Consider the following 22,365-nt stretch of genomic DNA (forward strand, 5'->3'; position numbering starts at 1 on the left):
TACAGTACAAAGGTGGATAGATAAATCTATATATACCAATCGCAAATTATAATCTCCTATAACTTTAAATTATAATGATTCGAAATGTTCTGGATAAACAAATCGGATAACGAATCCGTTTTTCCTTGTAACGTAATAACGTAAAAGAAACGTTCTATAATAAGATCTTTAATATCTAAGATAGCTAATTCATTGTTTTGAAGTTCTTTTTTTATGGCATGAATCGATATAAAAGCCACACAATCAGAGTTCATTAAATAGGATTTTATGCTTTCGGTACTTCCTAATTGCATTTCGATTTTTAATTCTGATAATTTAATTTCAAATGGTTTTAACGCATGTTCAATAACTTCAAGTGTTCCTGAACCTTGTTCCCGCATCAAAAAATACATTTTTTTAAGATCTTCCTGGGTCACTTCATCACGACTTACTAACGGATTGGAACTCTTACAGACTAAAACCAATTCGTCCTTTAAAAACTCCGTATATTTAATAGACTTATTTTTTGATTGTCCTTCAACAATTCCTATTTCGATTTCCTGTTTTAATAAAGCATTTTCTATTTGTTCCGTATTTCCATTTAGTAAACTTACTTTTACATCTTGTAATTTTTGATGAAAACGAGCTAAAAGTGGCGGAATTATATACTGAGAAATTGTCGTACTGGCTCCTAATCGTAACAGTCCGGAACGTTGATTTATCAGCGTACTCATATCAAAATCTATCTCACGGTATATTTCAAAAATACTTTTGGTATGTTTCAGTAAGACTTCACCTGCAGCTGTCAGTGAAATTTTAGAACCGTTTCTGTCAAACAATTTGATTTTATATTGTTCTTCTAATTCTTGAATATGTTTTGAAATCGCAGGTTGCGTAATAAACAATTCAGTTGCAGCTTTTGTGAAACTCAACCGATTAGCAACGGTATAGAATACTTTTAGTCTAAAATCCATGATGTTTAATTGTATTACAGTAATCCGTTGTATTTACGAACAAACCATTCGGTAGCCAACAAAATTGAAATTAAAACCAGTAACCAAATCCAATCAATCAAAGGTGTTTTGGTAACAATATTCTTTTGTATCGCCTTATATTCCTCATTTTCCAAAAGTGTTTTAATCAACACATCTACTTGATCTGAAAAATACGCTTTCCCTTGTGTTTGCGTAGCCAATTGTGTCAATTTCTCCACATCTGGATTGACAAATTGCTTTTCGATATCAAAATCAAGAATTTCAAAACTACTGGAATACGTCGTTTTAGAATTCAATTCTTTTACCGTAAACGCGTAAGGTCCCGCTTTAAGCCCATCAAGGTTGACTTTATAGGAATTATTTCCTTTTAATAAATCGTAATTTTTTGTTTGTTTCGTTTTGGTATTCGTTACCGCAATAGTCAAACGTGCTTTTTCATCAAACTCATAATTCTTATTGAAATATTGCGCGGTTATTTCAATGGCTTCGCCGGAATTATAGAAACTTTCATGTTCTACCACTAATGATTTTTTAGAATTATTAGAAGCCAAAAATTGAATAATCTTATCCATGAAAACATCATATTTTTCAAATGATTGATTGTTGACATGGGTTTGCAAACGCCATTTCCAGCTGTTTTCTCCCAAAAGATAAGCGGCTCTCCTGCCTTGATTTTCTGTGAAAGCCAGTAAAGGTGAATTAGTGTCTATTACTCTAATTTTTGATGAAAGCAAAACTGACACCGCTCCTTTTGTGGTTACTGTTCCAAAAGCATTTTGCAAAGGCGGTAAATTTTCAAATCCAATATTATCAACAGCAAACAAATTAAACTGCGCATTAAAAACCGACAAATAATCTTCTTTTTGTCCGCTCATTTTAAAGTTCAAATTATCCTGTTGCTGATTCAGAAAATTAAAATCGGTGTTGTTACCAGTAATGATAAACGTATTGATTCCAGCACCTTTATTACTCTCAAAAATGTTTTTAAATTCGGCTGTTGGCTGGTATAAAATCAAAACATTAAAATCTTGTAACGTATTAATATCATTAGGTTTAATGATAGTTACTTTACGTTGTACATTTGATTCAATGGCTCTTTTTAGTGCGCCTAAATCAGGATGAGTTATAGCTGATACTATAGCAATATTTGTTTTTTGATCTATAACTTCAACCGCAAAATTCTTAGTGTTATTGTACGTGTTTTTTTCTTTTTCTTTAGATGAAATAGTAGCTTTAAAAATCTGTAATCCTATTTTATCAGCTGGCAAAAGCACGCTTACAGTTGCCGTTTTTTTGGAAGGGGAAAAGGCAATCGATTGTTTGCTGAATACCGAATTTCCTTGTGAAATAATAAAATCGGCCGTTATGCTTTTAGTTCCTGAATACTGTAAAAAAGCTTCTACAGGAAATTTATTCTTATGAAAAGCATATTTATTAACATTCAGTTGATTGATTTTAAAATCTAAGAAAGTTGTTGTATCGCCAACGATTACAGGATATACTTTATTCGCAGTATCAAAACTAAAGACATAATCATTTCCCGAAGTTTGGTTTCCATCCGTAATTAAAACTGTTGGATACTTTGCATTTTTATAAATGCTTTTTAGATTTTTGGCAACAACATCAATATTAGTTTGAGTTCCTTTAAAATCAAATGTTTCTGTCGGTTCAAAATCATCTGAAAACTGATACGATTGCACATCGAATTTCTCTTGTAAATCTGAGTTTGATTGTATTTTTTTATACAATTCCAATGCTTTTTCATTGGCATTCAAAAAAGAAATAGAACTCGAATTATCAAAAACAATCGGCAAAGGCGTTTTTACCGTTTCAAGCGTCTTTTTGGTTAGTATTGGATTAATTAACAATAATAAAATTCCAAAAATGGATGAAAAACGCAAAAAAGCCAAAAACCAACCGACTTTCGATTTGTTTTTGGCTTTGTAGATATATTGAAAAAATGACAAACCGCCAGCTATTAGTAAAGAAAGTAGTAATAATAGTAAAGTGTTTGTTGTCATATTTTAGTAGTGTTCAGTCATCAGTATTCAGCAACTGAGCACTGATGACTGATCACTATTTTTTTTAGGTAAGCATTCCTCCACAAACATTCATAACCTGTCCAGTTACATACGCACTCATATCAGACGCAAAGAAAAGACATGCATTAGCAACGTCCTCAGTCGTTCCGCCACGTTTCAAAGGGATTCCGTCTCTCCATCCTTTTACAACATCTTCGTTTAATTTAGCCGTCATTTCTGTTTCGATGAATCCAGGAGCAATTACATTACAACGAATATTACGTGATCCTAATTCCAACGCCACTGATTTAGAAAAACCAATAACTCCCGCTTTTGAAGCAGCATAATTAGTTTGTCCTGCATTTCCTTTCACTCCTACAACTGAACTCATATTGATTATAGAACCAGAACGTTGTTTCAAAAAAGTACGTTGAATTGCTTTGGTCATATTAAAAACTGATTTCAAATTGACATCCATCACTTTGTCAAAATCTTCTTCGGACATACGCATCAAAAGGTTGTCTTTAGTAATCCCAGCGTTATTGATTAAAATATCAACCGTTCCAAATTCAGCCAAAACTGCATCTACAAAAGTTTGCGCTTCATTAAAATCGGCTGCGTTAGATTGATATCCTTTGGCTTTAATTCCTAAAGCGTTCAATTCATTTTCAAGAGCCAAAGCTGATTCCACTGACGAACTGTATGTAAATGCAACATTTGCACCATGTTTTGCAAAAACTTCAGCAATTCCTTTTCCAATTCCGCGGCTTGCACCTGTAATTATGGCAACTTTTCCTTCTAGTAATTTCATATTCAAAAATTAGTTTAAATTTTATTTGAAGCTAATCCTGCTATCCGCTTCAATCTTTTATGAACACTAACGTTCACATAAAAGGATTTTCACTACTATCAGGGCTATCTTACACCCGTCAAATATATAATAATTCCCTTTTTAAAAAAAATTCAAAAGCAATTACAATCAAAAATTCAATTCTTAAATTTTAAAGAATCGCTTTGTCCATTTGTCCCAAAACGAAATATAAATAGCCACCAATGTGAAAATTAGTAAAAATAAATGGTACCAAGCATTACTAATTAAGTCAAAGAAATCTAATTTTCCATTAGCGTAGCTCAATATAAGCAATACTTGAGCGCCATACGGTAAAACTCCTTGAATTATACACGAAAAAATATCCAGAATTGCAGCCGTTTTTCTAGGATTCAATTCATATTCATCATTAATTTCTTTGGCAATAGGTCCTGTAATTACAATAGAAACCGTGTTGTTCGCTATTGCTAAATTAGCAAAACCCACTAAAGCACCAATTCCCGCTTGAGCTGATTTTTTACTTTTAATTCTTTTTTTAATTTGAACTAATAAATACGTTATTCCACCCGCTTTATCTACCATAGCTGCTAAACCTCCAGTAAGCATTGATAATAAGAAAATATCAGTCATACTGGTAAAGCCTTCATATATCTTTTGAGTGAACTCCATTAACGTAAACGAACCACTAAAATAACCTATGATTCCTGCCAATAAAGTTCCAATAAGTAATGTTGAAAATACATTAACACCTACTACCGCCAATACTATTACTAATATATAAGGTACAATTGCAATCCAGGAAAAATCATTTTTTGCAATGGCAACAGTCACAATATCCGAGTTTAAATCAAGATAAAAGAAAACCATAATAGTCAAAATTGCAGCAGGAAAGGCAATAAATAAGTTAATCTTGAACTTGTCCTTTAGATCACATCCCAATGACTGCGTTGCTGCGATGGTAGTATCAGAAATCATCGAAAGATTATCTCCTAACATAGAGCCACCTAATAAAGCGCCTGAAATTAAAGGTAATGAAGCACCGCTTTTATCAGCTAATGCGACAGCTATCGGGCCAATAGCTACAATTGCACCCACTGATGTTCCTGTAGCAGTTGATAAAAAAGAAGCAATCAAGAAAATTCCTAAAGGAAAATAAGCAACATCAATAGTATTTATTCCAAGATTCACGACAGCATCAACTCCACCCATCGCTTTACTTACTACTGCGAAGGCTCCTGCTAGCAAATAAATTAAACACATGGTCATGATTTTACTTTCACCACATCCTGCAATCAATGTAGCAACTTTTTCATCAGTAGTGGATTTGAAAAGTAAAAAGGCTGCTATGATACCAACTACAACTGCCACTGGCGATGGAAAAGCATAAAAATCATTCAGAACAATTCCTGCTCCTAAAAAAGTAAAAATAAAAACCAATAAAGGAATCAAGGCAAAGGCATTTCCTTTTTCTTTTGAAAATAAAGTCATAAAAAAAATTTAAAATTAAAAATTATGACGAAAAACAAAGCTAAATATGGGAATGTAAACAACATTTTTTCCAAAGGATTTGGCTTATCGTTTTAGCACCTTGCTTGTTGTTGCAGGTTGCTATCCTATTGAAGGATTCGTGATAACGGGTGCAAAAGTAATTAATTATTTATGAAATTAGCCTAATTTTATTCCAAAAAAAGATAATTCAAAAAAAAGCGCCACATAAAAATGTAGCGCGATTATAATTAAGATGTTGAAAGGCAGACTTTAAATAATTAAAAAGCTACATTCCATTTTGGCAGTCTTCCATTTTCGTCAAGGAAGTTTTGTAAAACTTGTCCTTCTACAAATGTTGGAATCACTTTAGTTTTATCGTTGAATGTCTCATACCAAACCACTTCTAGTGTACTGATGTCTTCAATTTTCATTTGTGCAGGCCAAGAATATTTTCTTCCAGTTTTAGCAAATTGGTGTCCTTCAACAATTTTGTCTTTTAAACCACCATTTTTAATTTTCAAAGTTCCGTTATTTTGAACAGTTCCAGTAGAACCAACCATAATTAACTCTTTTTCATCTCCTACTGAATACACTAAAAATACTCCAGATCCTTCTGATGCATTGCAAACTTCTGCTAAACTATCTTCTGTAGTAAATGAAAACTGATTGCTAACTTTGAATTTTTTTAACTCTTTGTACATATTATTTTATTTTTATTTGAACTGGCTTCGACAAAAAAATACCCCACAAAATCGTGAGGCCCATTAGAAACCATTCGTTTATGTTTGTTCTTATTAGGATTACATCTTAAAAACAGATGCATTTAATAAAGTGCAAAGATATTTCTTTAATTCAATTTATAATAAAAAAGCCCCACAAATTGTGAGGCTTTTAAAATATTTAATTAGAGTTTAGATTAACCTAAAACTTCTTTTACTTTTTTACCAATTTCAGCTGGAGAATCTACCACGTGAATTCCACATTCTCTCATGATTTGTTTTTTAGCTTCAGCAGTATCGTCAGATCCACCAACGATAGCACCTGCATGTCCCATTGTACGTCCTGGAGGAGCAGTAACTCCTGCAATGAAACCTACAACTGGCTTACGGTTACCATCCGCTTTGATCCAATGAGCAGCATCAGCTTCTAATTGTCCACCTATTTCACCTATCATTACGATACATTCTGTTTCTGGGTCATTCATCAATAATTCAACTGCTTCTTTTGTAGTTGTTCCAATGATTGGGTCTCCACCAATACCAATTGCAGTAGTGATTCCTAATCCTTGTTTTACTACTTGGTCAGCTGCTTCGTAGGTTAATGTTCCAGATTTAGAAACAATACCAACAGTTCCTTTTTTGAAAACAAAACCTGGCATAATACCAACTTTTGCTTCACCCGGAGTGATAATTCCAGGGCAGTTTGGACCGATTAATCTTGCGTTTCTTTCTTTAACATAACCATTTGCTTTTATCATGTCAGCAACAGGAATTCCTTCAGTAATTGCAATAATTACTTTAATTCCAGCATCTGCAGCTTCCATAATTGCATCTGCAGCAAAAGCCGGCGGTACAAAAATGATAGTTGTATCAGCTCCTGCTTGTTCTACAGCATCTTTTACAGTATTGAAAACTGGTCTGTCTAAGTGAGTAGTTCCCCCTTTTCCTGGAGTTACACCACCAACAACGTTAGTACCGTACTCAATCATTTGAGAAGCATGGAAAGTTCCTTCGCTTCCTGTAAAACCTTGAACAATTATTTTGGAATCTTTATTAACTAAAACACTCATGATATATTTTTTATGTAGTTTTTAAAATTGTTATGCAAAAGTATAAAATAGTAATCAGTAATCAGTATTCAGTATTCAGTTTTTTGACACTAAATTATGATAATTGACTCATTTGATACCCTCGAAATAGTTTATTGTCTTTTATTTGCCAAATAACCATAAAATGCGCCAATAACATTTCTTCTCTAGGATTCTCAATCGTTTTCACAAAATGAGAATAACGCACCGAAATGGTATCATTTTCACTTACAATATGGCTAATTCTAACCTTTGAACGAACGTAGGCTTTACTCAAATCATTAGACAGACTCAATAAAGAATTATAATCCAATTGAACCAATCCCTTACTGCTGTTCCATTCAACGATAACTTCAGGATGCAAAAAATCTTTTATGACTTCGCTGTCAATTAGCGCATCTGATTTGTAAAATTTCTGAACGATTTCTTTAGCAGACATATTACTTTAGTTTATTAAGAATTTCTGGTATCTTCTTGATATTAGCCAGTTGTTTCAATTTTTCTCTTGATTCTTCTATTGGTGTACCAAAATAGGACTTTCCTCCTTCTACTGATTTTGTAACTCCGGTTTGACCAAGAATAACTGCCTTCGCTCCTATTGTTATTCCGCTTGTGGTTCCTACTTGTCCCCAAATAGTAACTTCGTCTTCAATAATGACACAACCCGCAATTCCAGTTTGTGAAGCAATTAAACATTTTTTTCCAATAACGGTATCATGGCCAACATGTACTTGATTATCAATTTTTGTGCCTTCGCCAATAGTAGTATCGCCAGTAACACCTTTGTCAATAGTACAAAGCGCTCCTATTCCCACATTATCTTTGATAACTACTCTTCCACCGGAAAGTAATTGATCATATCCTTCAGGACGTTTTTTATAATAAAACGCATCAGCACCAAGAACAGTTCCTGCATGAATCATTACATTATCGCCTATTACGGTATAATCATAAATGGAAACATTAGAATGAATCAAACAATTCTTTCCAATAACCACATGATTTCCAATAAACGTATTAGGCTGTATTACAGTTCCTTCTCCTATTGAAGCTGAAGCAGCTATTGAAACATTCGAAAACTGAAAAGGCTTGAAATAGTTTGTTAATTTATTAAAATCCCTAAAAGGATCTTCAGAAATCAACAATGCTTTTCCATCTGGACAAGCTACATTTTTATTGATTAAAACAACAGTCGCTGCAGAGTTTAATGCCTTGTCATAATACTTAGGATGATCCACAAAAACAATATCTCCAGATTCAACAACATGTATTTCATTCATTCCTGTCACTGGAAAATCCTTATCACCAACATATTCACAGCCGATGATACTTGCAATTGCTTCTAAAGTGTAAACTTTTTGGAATTTCATTTATTTAGTATTCAGTGTTCAGCAATCAGTGTCCAGTAAATCTGATTACTGAACACTGATTACTGTAAACTATTCTTTAACTCGTTCCATGTAAGAACCTGATGCAGTATCAATTTTAATTTTATCTCCTTCATTAATAAACAAAGGGACATTTACAGATGCACCAGTTTCAACAGTTGCTGATTTTGTTGCATTTGTAGCAGTATTTCCTTTAATTCCTGGCTCAGCGTATGTTACTTCAAGAATAACTGAAGCTGGCATATCTACTGAAAGCGGTAAATCAGTCTCAGTATTGATGCTTACCATTACATTTTCTCCTTCTTTCAATAAATCAGGTGAGTCTAAAATGTTTTTGTTTAAAGTAATTTGTTCGAAAGTCTCTGTATTCATAAAATGAAATTGATCACCTTCTGGGTACAAAAACTGAAATTTATGGTTTTCTACTCTAACTTCTTCAATTTTATGACCCGCAGAAAAAGTGTTGTCCAAAACTTTCCCGTTAGTTAAACTTCTAAGTTTAGTTCTGACAAAAGCAGGACCTTTTCCTGGTTTTACGTGAAGAAATTCAATGATTTTGTAAATATCGTTGTTGTATTTAATACACAATCCGTTTTTAATATCTGATGTAGATGCCATTATTTTTTTATTTTTATTACTATTTTTATTTTTTGGTAACTAAAAACTACTTTTTTTAGTAGTTTCCAGAATATCCTTTCATTACTCCTCTTGATGAATTTCGAATAAAATCAATGATTTCATCTCTTTCCGGTGTCGCTTCCATCTCAGCTTCAATAATACCCAAAGCTTGAGTTGTATTGTAATTTTTTTGGTATAGAATTCTATAAATATCTTGAATTTCTCTGATTTTTTCAGTTGTAAAACCGCGTCTTCTCAATCCAACAGAGTTAATTCCAACATACGACAATGGTTCTTTTGCCGCTTTTGTATAAGGAGGAACATCTTTTCTTACCAAAGATCCACCTGATATCATGGCATGATCACCAATTTGAATAAATTGATGTATTGCTGCCAATCCACCGATAACCGCAAATTTACCTACAGTAACGTGACCTGCCAAAGCTACTCCATTTACAATAATTGCATTATCGCCAATATGACAATCATGAGCAATGTGCGCAGTTGCCATTACCAAACAATTATTACCTAAAGTAGTTTGTCCGGATGCAATTGTTCCTCTATTGATAGTTACACATTCTCTGATGGTACAATTGTCTCCAATTATTGCTAAAGAATCTTCTCCACCAAATTTTAAATCCTGTGGAACCGCCGAAATAACTGCACCAGGGAATATATTACAATTTTTTCCAATTCTTGCGCCTTCCATTATGGTAACATTCGAACCAATCCAAGTTCCATCCCCAATAACTACATTATTGTGAATGGTTGTAAATGGTTCAATGACAACATTTTTAGCGATTTTGGCGCCTGGATGAACATAGGCTAGTGGTTGATTCATATTCTTTGTTTAATCGTTTAACTGTTTAATCGATTAACCGAATACACGATTAACCAAATCAACAAAAAAATTACTGTTTCTTAGCAATTTGTGCCATTAATTCTGCTTCAGCAACTAGTTTTCCATTTGCGTAAGCGTTTGCTTGCATGTGACAAATCCCTCTTCTGATAGGTGTAATTAAATCACACTTAAAAATTAAGGTATCACCAGGCAATACTTTATGTTTGAATTTAACATTATCTATTTTCATAAAATAAGTCAAATAATTTTCAGGATCCGGAACAGTGCTTAAAACTAGAATTCCACCCGTTTGTGCCATTGCTTCAACAATTAAAACACCCGGCATTACTGGAGCTTCAGGAAAATGTCCTACAAAGAAATTCTCATTCATCGTAACATTTTTCATCCCCACAACATGGGTTTCAGACATTTCAATGATTCTGTCAATCAATAAAAACGGTGGTCTATGAGGTAAAACAGCCATAATTTTATGAATGTCCATCAAAGGTTCTTGATGTAAATCATAAACAGGAACATAATTTCTTTGTTCGATTTTTATGATTTTTGCCATTTTTTTGGCAAACTGTGTATTTACAAAATGTCCTGGTTTATTAGCAATTACTTTCCCTTGAATTCTTGTTCCAATTAAAGCCAAATCACCTACTACATCAAGTAATTTGTGTCTTGCCGCTTCATTTGGATAATGCAAAGTAAGATTGTCTAAAATTCCATTTGGTTTAACTGTAATTTCGTCTTTTCCAAAAGCAACTTTTAAATTTTCCATTGTAGCTGCTGATATTTCTTTATCTACGTATACAATAGCATTATTTAAATCGCCACCTTTTATCAAACCATTTTCTAACAATGATTCTAATTCATGTAAAAAACTGAAGGTTCTAGACTCCGATATTTCCGTTTTAAAATCTGTGATGCTTTTCATTGTAGCATTTTGAGTACCAAGTATTTTAGTGCCAAAATCCACCATTGCAGTAACTGAATAATGATCGTTTGGCATTACCAATATTTCACTACCAGAAGCTTCATCTGTAAAAGAAATTACTTCTTTTACTACGTATACATTTCTTTTAGCGTTTTGTTCTTCAATTTCTGCTTTTTCAAGCGCTTCAACAAAATATTTTGAAGAACCATCCATAATAGGAAGTTCAGAAGCATTCAATTCGATGATTACATTATCTAAATCGCAACCAATTAGTGCTGCTAAAACATGTTCAGGTGTCTGAATTTTTACGCCTAATTTTTCTAAATTGGTTCCTCTTTGCGTGTTTACAACATAATTAGCATCTGCTTCAATAATAGGTTGTCCTTCCAGATCTACTCGAACAAAAGTAAAACCATTATTTACTGGAGCAGGTTTAAAAGTCATTTTTACTTCTTTTCCTGTGTGTAATCCAACTCCAGTTAGCGAAATTTCTGTTTTGATGGTCTTCTGTTTAACCATTGTTTCCATTTTTTTGGTTTAATATTTGTTTTTTTAATTCTTCTATTTCTGCAACAATTTTAGGCAAATTCTTAAAATGAACATATGATTTACTAAAATCATTGTATCCAAATGTAGGGCTTCCTTGCAAGATTTCATCATCTTTTATATTACGTCCCACACCTGATTGCGCTTGGATTCGAACATTATTACCAATAGTTAAATGTCCAGAGATTCCAACTTGTCCGCCAATCATCCCACTTTTTCCAATTTTTGTAGAACCAGCAACTCCTGTTTGAGCAGCAATTACGGTGTTTTCACCAATTTCTACATTATGGGCAATCTGAATTTGATTGTCAAGCTTTACTCCTTTTCTAATAATTGTTGACCCCATTGTAGCTCTATCTATTGTAGTACATGAGCCTATATCTACATTATCTTCAATAATTACATTTCCTATCTGCGGAATCTTAGTGTAGGTTCCGTCTGGATTAGGTGCAAAACCAAAACCATCAGCGCCTATTATAGCACCGGAATGAATGGTACAATTATTCCCAATTACAGTCTCCGAATATATTTTTGCGCCAGCGAACAATATTACATTATCCCCTATTACAACATTATCCCCCACGAAACAATTAGGATATATTTTTACATTTTCACCCAAAACTACATTCTCACCCACATAACTAAAACTACCAAGATATAACTTATCTCCGTATTTTACACTTTCTGAAAGGAAAGAAGGTTGCTCAATTCCATTTTTATTCAATTTCACCTGATTGTAAAACTCTAATAATTTAGAAAATGCGGCATACGCATCTTCCACTTTTATTAGTGTAGTGGTTAAAGGTGATTCAGGCACAAAAGTGTCATTAACAATTGTTACTGAGGCTTTTGTAGAATATATATAATTAAGATATTTAGGATTTGATAAAAAAGTTAGCGATCCCTCACTACCTTCTTCGATTTTTGACAATCTAAAAACTTCCGCCTTGGGATTCCCAACAACTTCACCTTCTAAAATCCCCGCTATTTGTTCTGCTGTAAATTTCATTGCGACAAAAATATAAAAAAATAGATTTTAAATGACCTTTTTATAGCAGTTGTTTTGGGAAACAGATATAATACTTGGTCACTAATTTAGATAACGATTTTAAATTCAGCTGGTCAGAAGATTCTATAACGTCCTCAATTGTGCTGTCTTTTTTCAAAATTCGTATCGGTTCGGCTTCTTTGCTATACGCTTGATTTTTTATTTTGCCTTTAAAAATAAAATAATTGGTTTCTAATAATGAAATATTATTTTCCAATGCAAAACGCTCTTTTAGTGGATGCAATTCTTCAATCGCTACTTTTTCACTAGTTAGTTTTATTTTTAATAAATCTCGATTGACAATCATTTTGCTTAAAGATGATAATATAAAATCATCTTGTTTTTGCCAAGCTTTTAATGCGCCAATAATATCAAAATCATCTAATTGAGCAAATAAATCCAAGGTTTCAGCATCAAAAGTATCTATGGTCACTTTGTTTTGCATAAAAAACAATAAAGGCTCGCTGCATGGTAATTGCACTCCTTTTAACGTCAATTCTTTGGCGCGTTTTAAGATTTTCATCAAAATTAACTCTGCTACCAAACTGGTTTTGTGCAAATACGCCTGCCAATACATCAATCGTCTGGACATCAGAAATTTCTCTACAGAGTAAATTCCTTTTTCTTCGATTACCAAATAATCGTCCACGACATTCATCATTTGAATCAATCGTTCCGAGTTGACATTTCCTTCTGCCACTCCAGAATAAAAGCTATCGCGTTTCAAATAATCCATTCGATCCATGTCCAATTGACTGGAAATCAACTGCAACATGAATTTTCTGTTGTATTCCCCTTTAAAAACCTGAATTGCCAAACTTAACTGACCGTTAAATTCCACATTCAATTGGTTCATAAATAGCAAAGAGATTTCTTCGTGATGTACATCTTCAACAATGCTTTTTTCCATCGCATGCGAAAACGGTCCGTGACCTATATCATGCAATAAAATAGCAATATATAATGCGTTTTCTTCTTCGGGAGATATTAAAACTCCTTTAAAACGCAATACATCTACCGCTTTTTGCATCAAATGCATACAACCTAAAGCATGATGAAAACGGGTGTGATTTGCGCCAGGATATACTAAATACGACAATCCCATTTGAGAAATTCGACGCAAACGTTGAAAATAAGGATGCTGAACTAAATCGTAGATTAAGGCATTTGGAATGGTAATAAACCCATAAATGGGATCATTGAATATTTTAAGCTTATTGATTTGACTCACTATTAAGTTTGTTTTTAAGGTCAACAAATATAAGTAAATTAGATTTCAAAACAGAGTTGTTCCTAATTGTGATTTGGAGCCAAAAAAAACGGAGCGTATGAAGCGCTCCGTTAGTATGATTTTTTAAAGTTTTCTAATCCAAATATTTCTAAATTGATTTTTAGAATCATGATCTTGAAGCGAAATAACATCATCACCATGAGATGAAGGATAATTATGCAAACCAATATAAAGAGTCAACCCATTTATTGTAGTGTTATTTTGTACCAAAACACCATTCAAAAATACGGTAATTCTCGCCGGAGCATCAATCTTGCCATCAGCTTTGAATCTTGGTGCAGTGTAGATTATATCATAAATATTCCATTCCAATGGCGTTTTTACAGCGTTTACTAATGGTGGATGGTCTTTATAAATACTTCCGGCTTGACCATTATTGTATGTTCTGTTATTGTAGGAATCCAATATTTGCAATTCGTATCTGTTTTGGAAAAAGACACCACTATTTCCTCTAGCCTGTCCTCCATCTAAAACAACATCCGGTGCGCTCCACTCCAAGTGCAACTGGCAATCACCAAAAGCCATTTTAGTTTGAATCGCTCCAGAACCCGGAACAACTTCCATATAATCTTTGTCAACAATTTTCCATCCTGCAGGTTTGCTTGCATCTTTTTGACTTACCCATTGGTCTAAGTTTTTACCGTCAAATAAAATAATCGCATCCGAAGGCGCACTTCCAAGAGTTTTAGCAGGCGTTATTACTTTTACTTCCGGTTCCCAAATTTCCGTCATTTCGGGTTTCATTGGCATTGGGGAAACCTCAGGTGGAGTATTCACATATTTGTGTTGCGCCATAGCTGCCGTTGCAGAGAATAAGGCAATCATTAAAAAAGAGTTCTTGAAGTTTTTAGATTTCATAGTTAAATTCATTTGGTTTAAAAAAATATAAATATAGCATAATTGTTCTCTTATCAATATTAAGCATTTTTTTTTCACGAACTAACTTTTAATTTAAATATAACTAATTGATGGTTAAACTTTAGATTTTTATTCCAAAGGCTGACAATTCCAAAGAAATCGTTTTCTTAAAAAATTAACATAATTTTAAGTTCGTTTAGTTCGGTAAATTACGAACTAACTTTAATTTTGCAAAAAAAATCATGGCTGCAATACAAAAAGAGAGAGAAGAACTTATCGAGATGTTCGGAATTCATTTTGAGTTATTATACAATTTACCGCCACTAGGTTCCAGAATTTTAGGATTACTAATAATTGATGGTTGCAAAACCGGGTTAACATTTGAAGAGATAGTAGAAAAACTTGGAGCCAGTAAAAGCTCTATTTCAACCAACTTGAATCTGCTTCTAAAAATGGATAAAATAAATTACTACACTTTATGTGGTGATCGAAAAAAATATTTTAAGCCTTCTCAATTCAGTGAAAGATTAACAAATTATATCAAAATCCTAGATTTTGAAAAAAAGATAATAGACAAATTAATCTCTTACAGAGAGCAAACTATTTCGTGTACTGAAGAACGATGCAATATGGAAAATGTCAAGGCTTACAAGGCACACGTTTGCGAAGTAGAAGAACTTTTAATTAAGACGATCGAAAAATTCAAAGAAATAGAAAGAAATAACAGTTAAAATAATAATTAATCAATTTTAGAAAATAGTCCCGTATGAAAAAGAAATATTTTATAAGTGCAATTTTGTTATCAATAAGCTTGCTCTCCTGTAAAAAAGAAACTGCTCCTACAGCTCCTCCTGTAATGCCCTATAAAGTTGTCGAAATAGGAACATCTAATACCACTTTATTAGCTGAATATCCTGCTAGTCTAGAAGGTGTTACAGATATTGACATTCGTGCAAAGGTCGATGGATATATTGAAAAAATATATGTACAAGAAGGTCAAGAAGTTAAAAAAGGTCAATTGCTTTTTAAATTAGAGACACAAACGGCAACCCAAGAAGCTGGAGCTGCAAAAGCAAAAGTTGCTGCTGCTCAAGTGGAAGTAAATCGTTTAATCCCTTTGGTAGAAAGAAAAATAATCAGTGATGTTCAATTAGAAACTGCAAAAGCAAATTTAGCTAGCGCTAAAAGTACTTATCAAAGTATCGTTGCCAGAATTAATTATGCTACCATAAAAAGTCCGGTTAATGGAATTGTGGGAACTTTACCTTTAAGATTGGGAAGTTATGTCAGCAGTCAAACAGTCGAACCTTTAACTCGCATTTCAGATGTGAGTACCATTTATGCTTATTTTTCAGTAAATGAAAAAGAACAATTGGACATCATGATGCATGCTCAAGGAAAGTCTTTTCAAGAAAAAATAAACAAAATGGAAGCTGTAAACTTAGTTTTGAGCAATGGTATGCAATATGAACAAAAAGGTAAAATTGAAACCTTTAGCGGACAAGCCAATGCAGCAACAGGTTCCTTTAATGTAAGGGCAAGTTTTCCAAACGGGAATAAATTATTGCGTTCTGGAGGAAGTGGAACTATTCAAATCCCAACAGATTTAGAAGATGTTATTATTATCCCACAAAATGCTTCATTAGAATTACAAGACAAGCGTGTGGCACTTGTTGTGGATAAAGATAACAAAGTAAAAGCTGTTCCAATTGAAGTACGTGCAATTCCTGGAGGTAAGTTTTTTGTAGTTGATAGCGGATTAAATATAAACGATAAAATACTTATTGAAGGAGTTGGGATTGTAACTGAAGGAACTCTTATTAAACCTGAAGTAGTTGATTTTAATACGATAATCAATCCAACAAAAAAATAATTGACAAACTAACTATTGAATAAATAACAAAATATGTTTTCAAAATTCATTGACAGACCGGTATTGTCAACGGTGGTATCTATTATCATCGTAATTTTGGGAGTTTTAGGGTTAACCTCACTTCCAGTATCTCAATATCCAGAAATAGCGCCACCTACGGTAACTGTATCAGCAAATTATCAAGGAGCAAGTGCCGAAGTTGTAATGAACTCGGTAGTAATTCCATTAGAAGAACAAATCAACGGTGTTGAAGACATGACTTATATGACTTCTACATCAAATAATGATGGTTCTGCTTCCATTAATATATACTTTAAATTAGGTACAAATCCTGATTTAGCAGCTGTGAATGTACAAAATCGTGTATCACGTGCTACACCTTTATTGCCTCAAGAAGTTACAAGAGCCGGTGTTACAACTTCAAAGAGACAAAGTGATAATATTTTGATTTTATCACTGTACAGTGAAAACCCTGATTATGACGATGTTTTTCTTCAAAATTATGCTAACATCAATATTTTACCAAAAATAAAACGTGTAGCCGGAGTTGGAGAAGCAATGATTTTTGGTCAAAAAGACTACTCTATGCGTATTTGGCTTAAGCCAGATGTAATGGGAGCTTATGGACTGGTTCCTTCGGATATTACAACGTTATTAGCAGAGCAAAATATTGAAGCAGCTCCTGGTCAATTGGGTGAAAGTGGCGACCAATCGTTTCAATATACATTGAAATACAAAGGGCGTTTACAAAATGCAAAAGAGTTTGAAGAAATTATTGTTCGTTCAACCGAAAACGGAGAAATCCTTAAGTTAGGTGATGTAGCAAAAATTGAATTGGGAGCTGTAAATTATGCCAGTAATGCGTATACAAACGGAAACAAATCTATTGCAATTGCTATTGCACAAACTGCTGGATCTAATGCACAAGAAGTAATTGAAGGATCCTTAAAAGTATTGGATCAAGCAGAAGTAAATTTCCCTAAAGGGGTAAAATATGCTACATTAATTAATGCAAATGACTTCTTAGATGAATCTATCACAAAAGTGATTCATACCTTAATAGAAGCCTTTTTACTAGTATTTATTGTAGTTTTTATCTTCTTACAAGATTGGAGATCAACTCTTATACCTGCAATTTCTGTACCTGTGGCTATTGTGGGAACTTTCTTTTTCCTAAGTCTATTTGGCTTTACCATTAACTTATTAACGCTTTTTGCCTTAGTACTTGCCGTCGGAATTGTGGTTGATGATGCCATTGTTGTTGTCGAAGCCGTCCATGCCAAAATGGAAGCTGGAGAACACGATCCAAAAAAAGCGGCTCACAGTGCCATGCAAGATATCAGTAGTGCAATTATTTCCATTACACTTGTTATGTCGGCGGTATTTATTCCTGTTTCATTTATCAGTGGTTCTGCAGGAGTTTTCTACAAACAGTTTGGATTAACTTTAGCCGTTTCAATTGTATTATCAGCTATTAATGCCTTAACGCTTTCTCCTGCATTATGTGCCATTTTCTTAAAAGAACATGATAAAAGTTCCAAGAAGAAGGGTTTTATGGAACGTTTTTATACTGCATTTAATGCTGGATTTGAAACAACAACCGCCAAATACAAAAGATCAGTAGAATTTTTTATAAAACGCAAATGGTTAGCATTCTTAGGAATTGCGGTTTTTGCAGGGATTTTTATCTTGTTATTAAATATTACACCAAAGGCTTTTGTACCTGGTGAAGATACAGGTGCCATTCTTTCGGATGTTTCACTTCCACCCGGAACTTCATTAGAAAGAACTGAGGAAGTATTATTGCAAATTGAAAATAAAGTAAAAGACATTCCTGAAATAAAAGAAGTGCTTCGTATTTCAGGTCGTAGTTTGATAAGTGGTACTGGTAGTAACTACGGAATGGTCATTGTAAAATTGAAAACCTGGGCTGAACGTAAAGATGCCAATCAGGAAATAACAGCTGTTGTAGCTGAACTTTTTAAGCGTACCGCTGCAATTAAAGATGCGAAAGTACTTTATTTTGCTCGTCCTACTCTTGTTGGTTTTGGTTTTACCAATGGTTTTGAATTTCAATTGCAAGATCAAAAAGGAGGTTCTATCCAAGAGTTAAGTGAAGTAAATAATAAATTTTTGGCCGCTTTAAACAGCCGTCCCGAAATCAAATATGCTGCTACTTCTTTTTCTCCAAATTACCCACAATACCGAATTGATTTGAATGTTGCTGCCATAAAAAAATCAGGTTTAACAGTAACTGATATTTTAGGAACCATGCAAGGCTATTATGGTGGAGTTTATGCCTCTAATTTTAACAAATTTGGAAAACAATATCGAGTAGTTTACCAATCTGATCCAGAGTTTAGAAGTAATCCTGAATCATTGAATAAAGTATTGGTTAGAAATAATACCGGTCAGATGGCTCCTATTTCACAATTTGTGACTTTAGTAAAAGTATTTGGTCCACAGGCAATTGAACGTTTCAATTTATTTACATCGGTAAAAATCACTGGTGCACCAAATGAAGGTTTCAGTTCTGGTGATGCGATTAAAGCCGTTGAAGAAGTGGCAAGTCAAAGCTTACCTGTTGGATATGGTTACGAGTATTCAGGAATGACTCGTGAGGAAATTAGTGCAGGTGGTCAGACATTGTATATTTTCTTATTGTGCTTGGTTTTTGTATATTTCTTGTTAGCTGCTCAATATGAAAGTTATATGTTGCCTTTTGCCGTATTAATTTCATTGCCTATTGGTTTAGCGGGAGCTTATCTATTTGCTTATTTATTCAATGTGAGTAATAACATTTACTTACAAATAACACTTATTATGCTTATTGGATTGCTCGCTAAAAACGCCATTTTGATAGTCGAGTTTTCTGTAGATTCAAGGAAAAAAGGAATGAGTATTACGCAAGCTGCTATTCATGGTGCTGTTGCTCGTTTACGTCCTATTTTGATGACATCATTTGCATTTATCTTCGGATTATTGCCTTTAATGTTAGCTAAAGGAGCTGGAGCTGTTGGAAACAATGCTATTGGAACTGGAGCAATTGGCGGAATGTTAATCGGAACCATTTTTGGGGTATTTGTTATTCCGGTATTGTTTATCGTTTTCCAAACCCTGCAGGAAAAAATTTCTACAAAACCACTTCCTGTAGAAAATCAGGAATCAGATGTTACACTTTTAGATGAAAAAAATGAAAAATAATATATACAGAATCACACTCTTGGGAGTTACAGCAATACTGATGCAGTCTTGCTTTGTCGCCAAAGATTACAAACGACCGGAATTAAAAACGGAAAATTTGTATCGAAATGAAGTGGTTTCCACAGATACCATTTCACTTGCGAATGTAGCTTGGAACAATGTTTTCACAGATCCTCTTTTGCAGGGATACATCAAAAAAGGATTAGAAAACAACCTTGATATCAAAATTGCCATGCAAAATATTGCAGCGGCAGAAGCAACCATGAAACAAGGAAAAGCGGGATACTTCCCTACTCTTTCTTCAGGTGCCGATTGGACGCATCAAGAACTTTCTAAGAACAGTCAGTTTGGAGCATTGCTGCAAGACAGAAGTACCGATCAATATCAATTTACGGGAAGTCTTTCTTGGGAAGCTGATATTTGGGGAAAAATAAGAAGTAATAAGCGTGCTGTAAATGCCGCTTATTTACAAACAACAGCTGCCAATCAAGCCGTAAAAACGCAATTGATTGCTAACATTGCAGCTACGTATTATCAATTGCTTTCAGTTGATGCACAAATAAAATTAGCGGAGAAAACATTGGTTAACAGAAACCAAAGTGTTGAAACTATTGTCGCATTAAAAAAAGCAGGAAATGTAACCGAAGTTGGCGTGAAGCAAACTGAAGCGCAAAAATATGCTACTGAAATTATCATTGCCGATTTAAAAAACAACATTATCATTCTTGAAAATACCATGAGTATTCTTATGGGTGAAGGTTCCGCTAAAATCGAAAGAAGCACATTTGAGTCACAATCCATACAACCAACAATTACACTTGGCGTTCCTGCGACATTGTTGAGAAACAGACCTGACGTGATTACAGCTGAATACAACTTGATTTCAAACTTTGAACAGACTAATGTTGCCAAAAGTAATTTTTATCCAACATTAAAACTTACTGCAACAGGCGGACTTCAGAGTATTGATTTGAAAGAATGGTTTAGTGCCAATTCGATTTTTGCAAATATAGTTACGGGATTAACGCAGCCTATTTTCAATCAAAGACAAATTAAAACGAGGTTCGAAATTGCAAAAGCCAATCAAGAGAAAGCCTATCTTCAGTTTGAGCAGTCGTTATTAACTGCTGGAAAAGAAGTTTCGGATGCATTGGCACAATACAATAATGAAACATATAAACTCACCGTTAGAGAAAAACAAGTCGATGCTTTGAATAAAGCCACTGATTATTCGGATGAATTGTTGACGTACGGTTTAGCCAATTATTTAGAAGTTTTGACTGTAAAAGACAATGCTTTGAATGCAGAACTAAGCTTGATAGACAATAAATTCCAACAATATAAAGCGATAATTCAATTGTACAGAGCCCTTGGTGGTGGCTGGCAATAATGAGATTGCTTGACTAATTATTATTGATTCCTGTTTGTTTCAAAACCACTGCTTTTTGTACCGGCAGTGGTTTTGTCATTTATACCATTTTTCTTTTTGATAATTAATTTGGAAAATTATTTCAGTTGGATTGGAATCCAAATTTCCTCTTCGGAACTGGGATCGTTATTCTTGTACTTTTCCCCTAATAATTCAAAATGGAATCTGTCATCCAAAACATATTCAGAGTTGGGCAACCAGCTTCCAAAAATATACTGAAATGTGTTTGAAGCGGTCGATACATCTCCTTTGTGAAAAAAAACCGCATACAATCCTCCAGCCAAAGTAATCGGTTCCATTGCTTCTGGAATTTCATTGAAATCAGTTACAGCAACGGCTGCCCATTTTTCGAATTCAGCATTGGGATTAAAAGTATTAAAATACGACGCATCGTATTTTTGCATGGAATACAAATCGGCACCAATATTATTTTGGATTTCCTTTCGTCTGGGCATAAAACTTTTCCAAAGTTCCGCAGTTTTATTATTGGATAACGAAAGTATCATTCGTTTGCCAATTAATTTTGTTTCCGAAAGCGTTTCAATTCTGGGATTCATATAAAAATTGCTTTTTTAGATTGGACAAATGGCTAATCAGTAGCTAAAATAGCGTAACCGTAATTATCAGACCAGCCAGATGACAATGGTAATAATTTTCGGGTGTGGGCTTCTCTTGTCATTCCGGTTTTTTCCAAAACGCTGATAGAACCTATATTTCCCACTGCGCAACCCGCTTCAATACGATGCAGATTCAGTTCTTCAAATCCAAAACGGATAATTTCTTTCAACGCTTCAGTTGCGTAGCCTTTGTTCCAATGGTCTTTGTGGAATTTAAACCAAACTTCGGCATTTTTATATTTTACTTTCCCCAAATTGATTCCAATTAATCCTATCATTTGGTTTCCGGTATTTAATTCGACCGCAAAAGTAAAATGGGTCGCAAGTTCTTTATTGTTTTCAAAAATCCACTTTTCTAAAAGTAGTTTTGTTTCTTCAATATTATTTGGAATTCCTAATGTATTAAATTCATCTGTTTCTTTCAAAGAATGTAATTCGTGAACATAATCCAAATCCAATAATGTGATTGGTCTTAGTATTAATCGTTCCGTTTTAAGAATTATAGTATTCATTTTTTGTTTTAATAATTGTATCGTTTTCAAAAATCTCTTGATATTCTACTTGCTCATTTCTTTCATACCGAATAAAAGAAC

20 protein-coding genes and 1 riboswitch are annotated in these 22,365 nt (G+C 33.7%); of the genes, 4 read left to right on the top strand and 16 right to left on the bottom strand.

The features are described from left to right. Positions 1-56: 56 nt before the first annotated feature. From C8C87_RS06825 to C8C87_RS06890, 14 genes are all read right to left on the bottom strand, one after another. Positions 57-953 carry a LysR family transcriptional regulator gene (locus C8C87_RS06825; protein ID WP_099715491.1) on the bottom strand — a complete coding sequence of 299 codons (897 nt, stop codon included), beginning with the start codon at positions 951-953 and terminating at the stop codon, positions 57-59. 14 nt (positions 954-967) lie between these two features. After that, complete coding sequence (locus C8C87_RS06830; RefSeq protein ID WP_121342067.1) at positions 968-2,995, bottom strand: hypothetical protein; 2,028 nt, start codon at positions 2,993-2,995, stop codon at positions 968-970. Positions 2,996-3,059: 64 nt separating this feature from the next. Beyond that, complete coding sequence (fabG, locus tag C8C87_RS06835) at positions 3,060-3,806, bottom strand: 3-oxoacyl-[acyl-carrier-protein] reductase (protein ID WP_099715489.1); 747 nt, start codon at positions 3,804-3,806, stop codon at positions 3,060-3,062. Between the two features lie 183 nt (positions 3,807-3,989). Continuing rightward, the gene (locus tag C8C87_RS06840; protein ID WP_121342068.1) at positions 3,990-5,312 is read right to left on the bottom strand and encodes a Na+/H+ antiporter NhaC family protein; all 1,323 of its coding nucleotides are present in this window, start codon (positions 5,310-5,312) and stop codon (positions 3,990-3,992) included. A 54-nt stretch (positions 5,313-5,366) separates the two neighbouring features. Beyond that, positions 5,367-5,463, bottom strand: a riboswitch (SAM-I-IV-variant riboswitch). 127 nt (positions 5,464-5,590) lie between these two features. After that, entirely contained in the window at positions 5,591-6,013 is a 423-nt protein-coding gene (locus C8C87_RS06845) for a hypothetical protein (RefSeq protein WP_121342069.1), read from the bottom strand. 215 nt (positions 6,014-6,228) lie between these two features. Beyond that, positions 6,229-7,101, bottom strand: a complete 873-nt coding sequence (gene sucD / locus C8C87_RS06850) for a succinate--CoA ligase subunit alpha (RefSeq protein WP_121342070.1) — start codon at positions 7,099-7,101, stop codon at positions 6,229-6,231. 94 nt (positions 7,102-7,195) lie between these two features. Then, positions 7,196-7,558: a hypothetical protein gene (locus C8C87_RS06855; RefSeq protein ID WP_099715486.1), complete on the bottom strand. Its 363-nt coding sequence runs from the start codon at positions 7,556-7,558 to the stop codon at positions 7,196-7,198. 1 nt (position 7,559) lies between these two features. Further along, positions 7,560-8,489 carry a UDP-3-O-(3-hydroxymyristoyl)glucosamine N-acyltransferase gene (locus C8C87_RS06860; RefSeq protein ID WP_121342071.1) on the bottom strand — a complete coding sequence of 310 codons (930 nt, stop codon included), beginning with the start codon at positions 8,487-8,489 and terminating at the stop codon, positions 7,560-7,562. 69 nt (positions 8,490-8,558) lie between these two features. Continuing rightward, positions 8,559-9,125, bottom strand: a complete 567-nt coding sequence (gene efp / locus C8C87_RS06865) for an elongation factor P (protein ID WP_099715484.1) — start codon at positions 9,123-9,125, stop codon at positions 8,559-8,561. 55 nt (positions 9,126-9,180) lie between these two features. Continuing rightward, the gene (gene lpxA, locus C8C87_RS06870; protein WP_099715483.1) at positions 9,181-9,966 is read right to left on the bottom strand and encodes an acyl-ACP--UDP-N-acetylglucosamine O-acyltransferase; all 786 of its coding nucleotides are present in this window, start codon (positions 9,964-9,966) and stop codon (positions 9,181-9,183) included. A gap of 70 nt (positions 9,967-10,036) precedes the next feature. Continuing rightward, entirely contained in the window at positions 10,037-11,425 is a 1,389-nt protein-coding gene (locus C8C87_RS06875; protein ID WP_121343316.1) for a bifunctional UDP-3-O-[3-hydroxymyristoyl] N-acetylglucosamine deacetylase/3-hydroxyacyl-ACP dehydratase, read from the bottom strand. Next, positions 11,418-12,461: a UDP-3-O-(3-hydroxymyristoyl)glucosamine N-acyltransferase gene (lpxD, locus tag C8C87_RS06880; protein WP_099715482.1), complete on the bottom strand. Its 1,044-nt coding sequence runs from the start codon at positions 12,459-12,461 to the stop codon at positions 11,418-11,420. Before lpxD ends, C8C87_RS06875 begins: the two co-directional genes overlap by 8 nt. Positions 12,462-12,501: 40 nt before the next feature. Continuing rightward, entirely contained in the window at positions 12,502-13,731 is a 1,230-nt protein-coding gene (locus tag C8C87_RS06885; protein ID WP_099716332.1) for an HD domain-containing protein, read from the bottom strand. A gap of 123 nt (positions 13,732-13,854) precedes the next feature. Next, a complete protein-coding gene (locus tag C8C87_RS06890; RefSeq protein WP_121343317.1) occupies positions 13,855-14,649 on the bottom strand; it encodes a DUF1080 domain-containing protein in 795 nt (264 codons plus the stop codon). A 242-nt stretch (positions 14,650-14,891) separates the two neighbouring features. Here C8C87_RS06890 and C8C87_RS06895 point away from each other — a divergent pair, with 242 nt between their 5' ends. From C8C87_RS06895 to C8C87_RS06910, 4 genes are read left to right on the top strand one after another with little or no spacing between them, the layout of a single operon-like run. Continuing rightward, on the top strand, positions 14,892-15,380 hold the full coding sequence (locus tag C8C87_RS06895; RefSeq protein ID WP_099715480.1) for a GbsR/MarR family transcriptional regulator: 489 nt from the start codon (positions 14,892-14,894) through the stop codon (positions 15,378-15,380). A 35-nt stretch (positions 15,381-15,415) separates the two neighbouring features. Beyond that, positions 15,416-16,522: an efflux RND transporter periplasmic adaptor subunit gene (locus tag C8C87_RS06900; RefSeq protein ID WP_121342072.1), complete on the top strand. Its 1,107-nt coding sequence runs from the start codon at positions 15,416-15,418 to the stop codon at positions 16,520-16,522. 33 nt (positions 16,523-16,555) lie between these two features. Then, entirely contained in the window at positions 16,556-19,726 is a 3,171-nt protein-coding gene (locus C8C87_RS06905; protein WP_099715478.1) for an efflux RND transporter permease subunit, read from the top strand. Next, the gene (locus C8C87_RS06910) at positions 19,716-21,116 is read left to right on the top strand and encodes an efflux transporter outer membrane subunit (protein WP_121343318.1); all 1,401 of its coding nucleotides are present in this window, start codon (positions 19,716-19,718) and stop codon (positions 21,114-21,116) included. The genes C8C87_RS06905 and C8C87_RS06910 overlap by 11 nt, the downstream gene beginning before the upstream one ends. A gap of 116 nt (positions 21,117-21,232) precedes the next feature. Here the strand turns inward: C8C87_RS06910 and C8C87_RS06915 are convergent, their stop codons facing one another. Together C8C87_RS06915 and C8C87_RS06920 are read right to left on the bottom strand one after the other, a co-directional pair. Beyond that, positions 21,233-21,712 (bottom strand): GyrI-like domain-containing protein, encoded by a 480-nt coding sequence (locus C8C87_RS06915; RefSeq protein ID WP_121342073.1) that lies wholly within the window; start codon positions 21,710-21,712, stop codon positions 21,233-21,235. Positions 21,713-21,744: 32 nt separating this feature from the next. Next, positions 21,745-22,284: a GNAT family N-acetyltransferase gene (locus C8C87_RS06920; RefSeq protein WP_121342074.1), complete on the bottom strand. Its 540-nt coding sequence runs from the start codon at positions 22,282-22,284 to the stop codon at positions 21,745-21,747. Positions 22,285-22,365: the final 81 nt, after the last annotated feature.

Source organism: Flavobacterium sp. 120, assembly GCF_003633605.1.
GTDB classification, from domain to species: Bacteria; Bacteroidota; Bacteroidia; order Flavobacteriales; family Flavobacteriaceae; genus Flavobacterium; species Flavobacterium algoritolerans.

Excerpts from the sequence above, each read along its gene's own strand:
- C8C87_RS06825 (WP_099715491.1), bottom strand. The coding sequence starts at position 953 with ATGGATTTTAGACTAAAAGTATTCTATACCGTTGCTAATCGGTTGAGT.
- C8C87_RS06830 (WP_121342067.1), bottom strand. The coding sequence starts at position 2,995 with ATGACAACAAACACTTTACTATTATTACTACTTTCTTTACTAATAGCT.
- fabG (WP_099715489.1), bottom strand. The coding sequence starts at position 3,806 with ATGAAATTACTAGAAGGAAAAGTTGCCATAATTACAGGTGCAAGCCGC.
- C8C87_RS06840 (WP_121342068.1), bottom strand. The coding sequence starts at position 5,312 with ATGACTTTATTTTCAAAAGAAAAAGGAAATGCCTTTGCCTTGATTCCT.
- C8C87_RS06845 (WP_121342069.1), bottom strand. The coding sequence starts at position 6,013 with ATGTACAAAGAGTTAAAAAAATTCAAAGTTAGCAATCAGTTTTCATTT.
- sucD (WP_121342070.1), bottom strand. The coding sequence starts at position 7,101 with ATGAGTGTTTTAGTTAATAAAGATTCCAAAATAATTGTTCAAGGTTTT.
- C8C87_RS06855 (WP_099715486.1), bottom strand. The coding sequence starts at position 7,558 with ATGTCTGCTAAAGAAATCGTTCAGAAATTTTACAAATCAGATGCGCTA.
- C8C87_RS06860 (WP_121342071.1), bottom strand. The coding sequence starts at position 8,489 with ATGAAATTCCAAAAAGTTTACACTTTAGAAGCAATTGCAAGTATCATC.
- efp (WP_099715484.1), bottom strand. The coding sequence starts at position 9,125 with ATGGCATCTACATCAGATATTAAAAACGGATTGTGTATTAAATACAAC.
- lpxA (WP_099715483.1), bottom strand. The coding sequence starts at position 9,966 with ATGAATCAACCACTAGCCTATGTTCATCCAGGCGCCAAAATCGCTAAA.
- C8C87_RS06875 (WP_121343316.1), bottom strand. The coding sequence starts at position 11,425 with ATGGTTAAACAGAAGACCATCAAAACAGAAATTTCGCTAACTGGAGTT.
- lpxD (WP_099715482.1), bottom strand. The coding sequence starts at position 12,461 with ATGAAATTTACAGCAGAACAAATAGCGGGGATTTTAGAAGGTGAAGTT.
- C8C87_RS06890 (WP_121343317.1), bottom strand. The coding sequence starts at position 14,649 with ATGAAATCTAAAAACTTCAAGAACTCTTTTTTAATGATTGCCTTATTC.
- C8C87_RS06895 (WP_099715480.1), top strand. The coding sequence starts at position 14,892 with ATGGCTGCAATACAAAAAGAGAGAGAAGAACTTATCGAGATGTTCGGA.
- C8C87_RS06900 (WP_121342072.1), top strand. The coding sequence starts at position 15,416 with ATGAAAAAGAAATATTTTATAAGTGCAATTTTGTTATCAATAAGCTTG.
- C8C87_RS06905 (WP_099715478.1), top strand. The coding sequence starts at position 16,556 with ATGTTTTCAAAATTCATTGACAGACCGGTATTGTCAACGGTGGTATCT.
- C8C87_RS06910 (WP_121343318.1), top strand. The coding sequence starts at position 19,716 with ATGAAAAATAATATATACAGAATCACACTCTTGGGAGTTACAGCAATA.
- C8C87_RS06915 (WP_121342073.1), bottom strand. The coding sequence starts at position 21,712 with ATGAATCCCAGAATTGAAACGCTTTCGGAAACAAAATTAATTGGCAAA.
- C8C87_RS06920 (WP_121342074.1), bottom strand. The coding sequence starts at position 22,284 with ATGAATACTATAATTCTTAAAACGGAACGATTAATACTAAGACCAATC.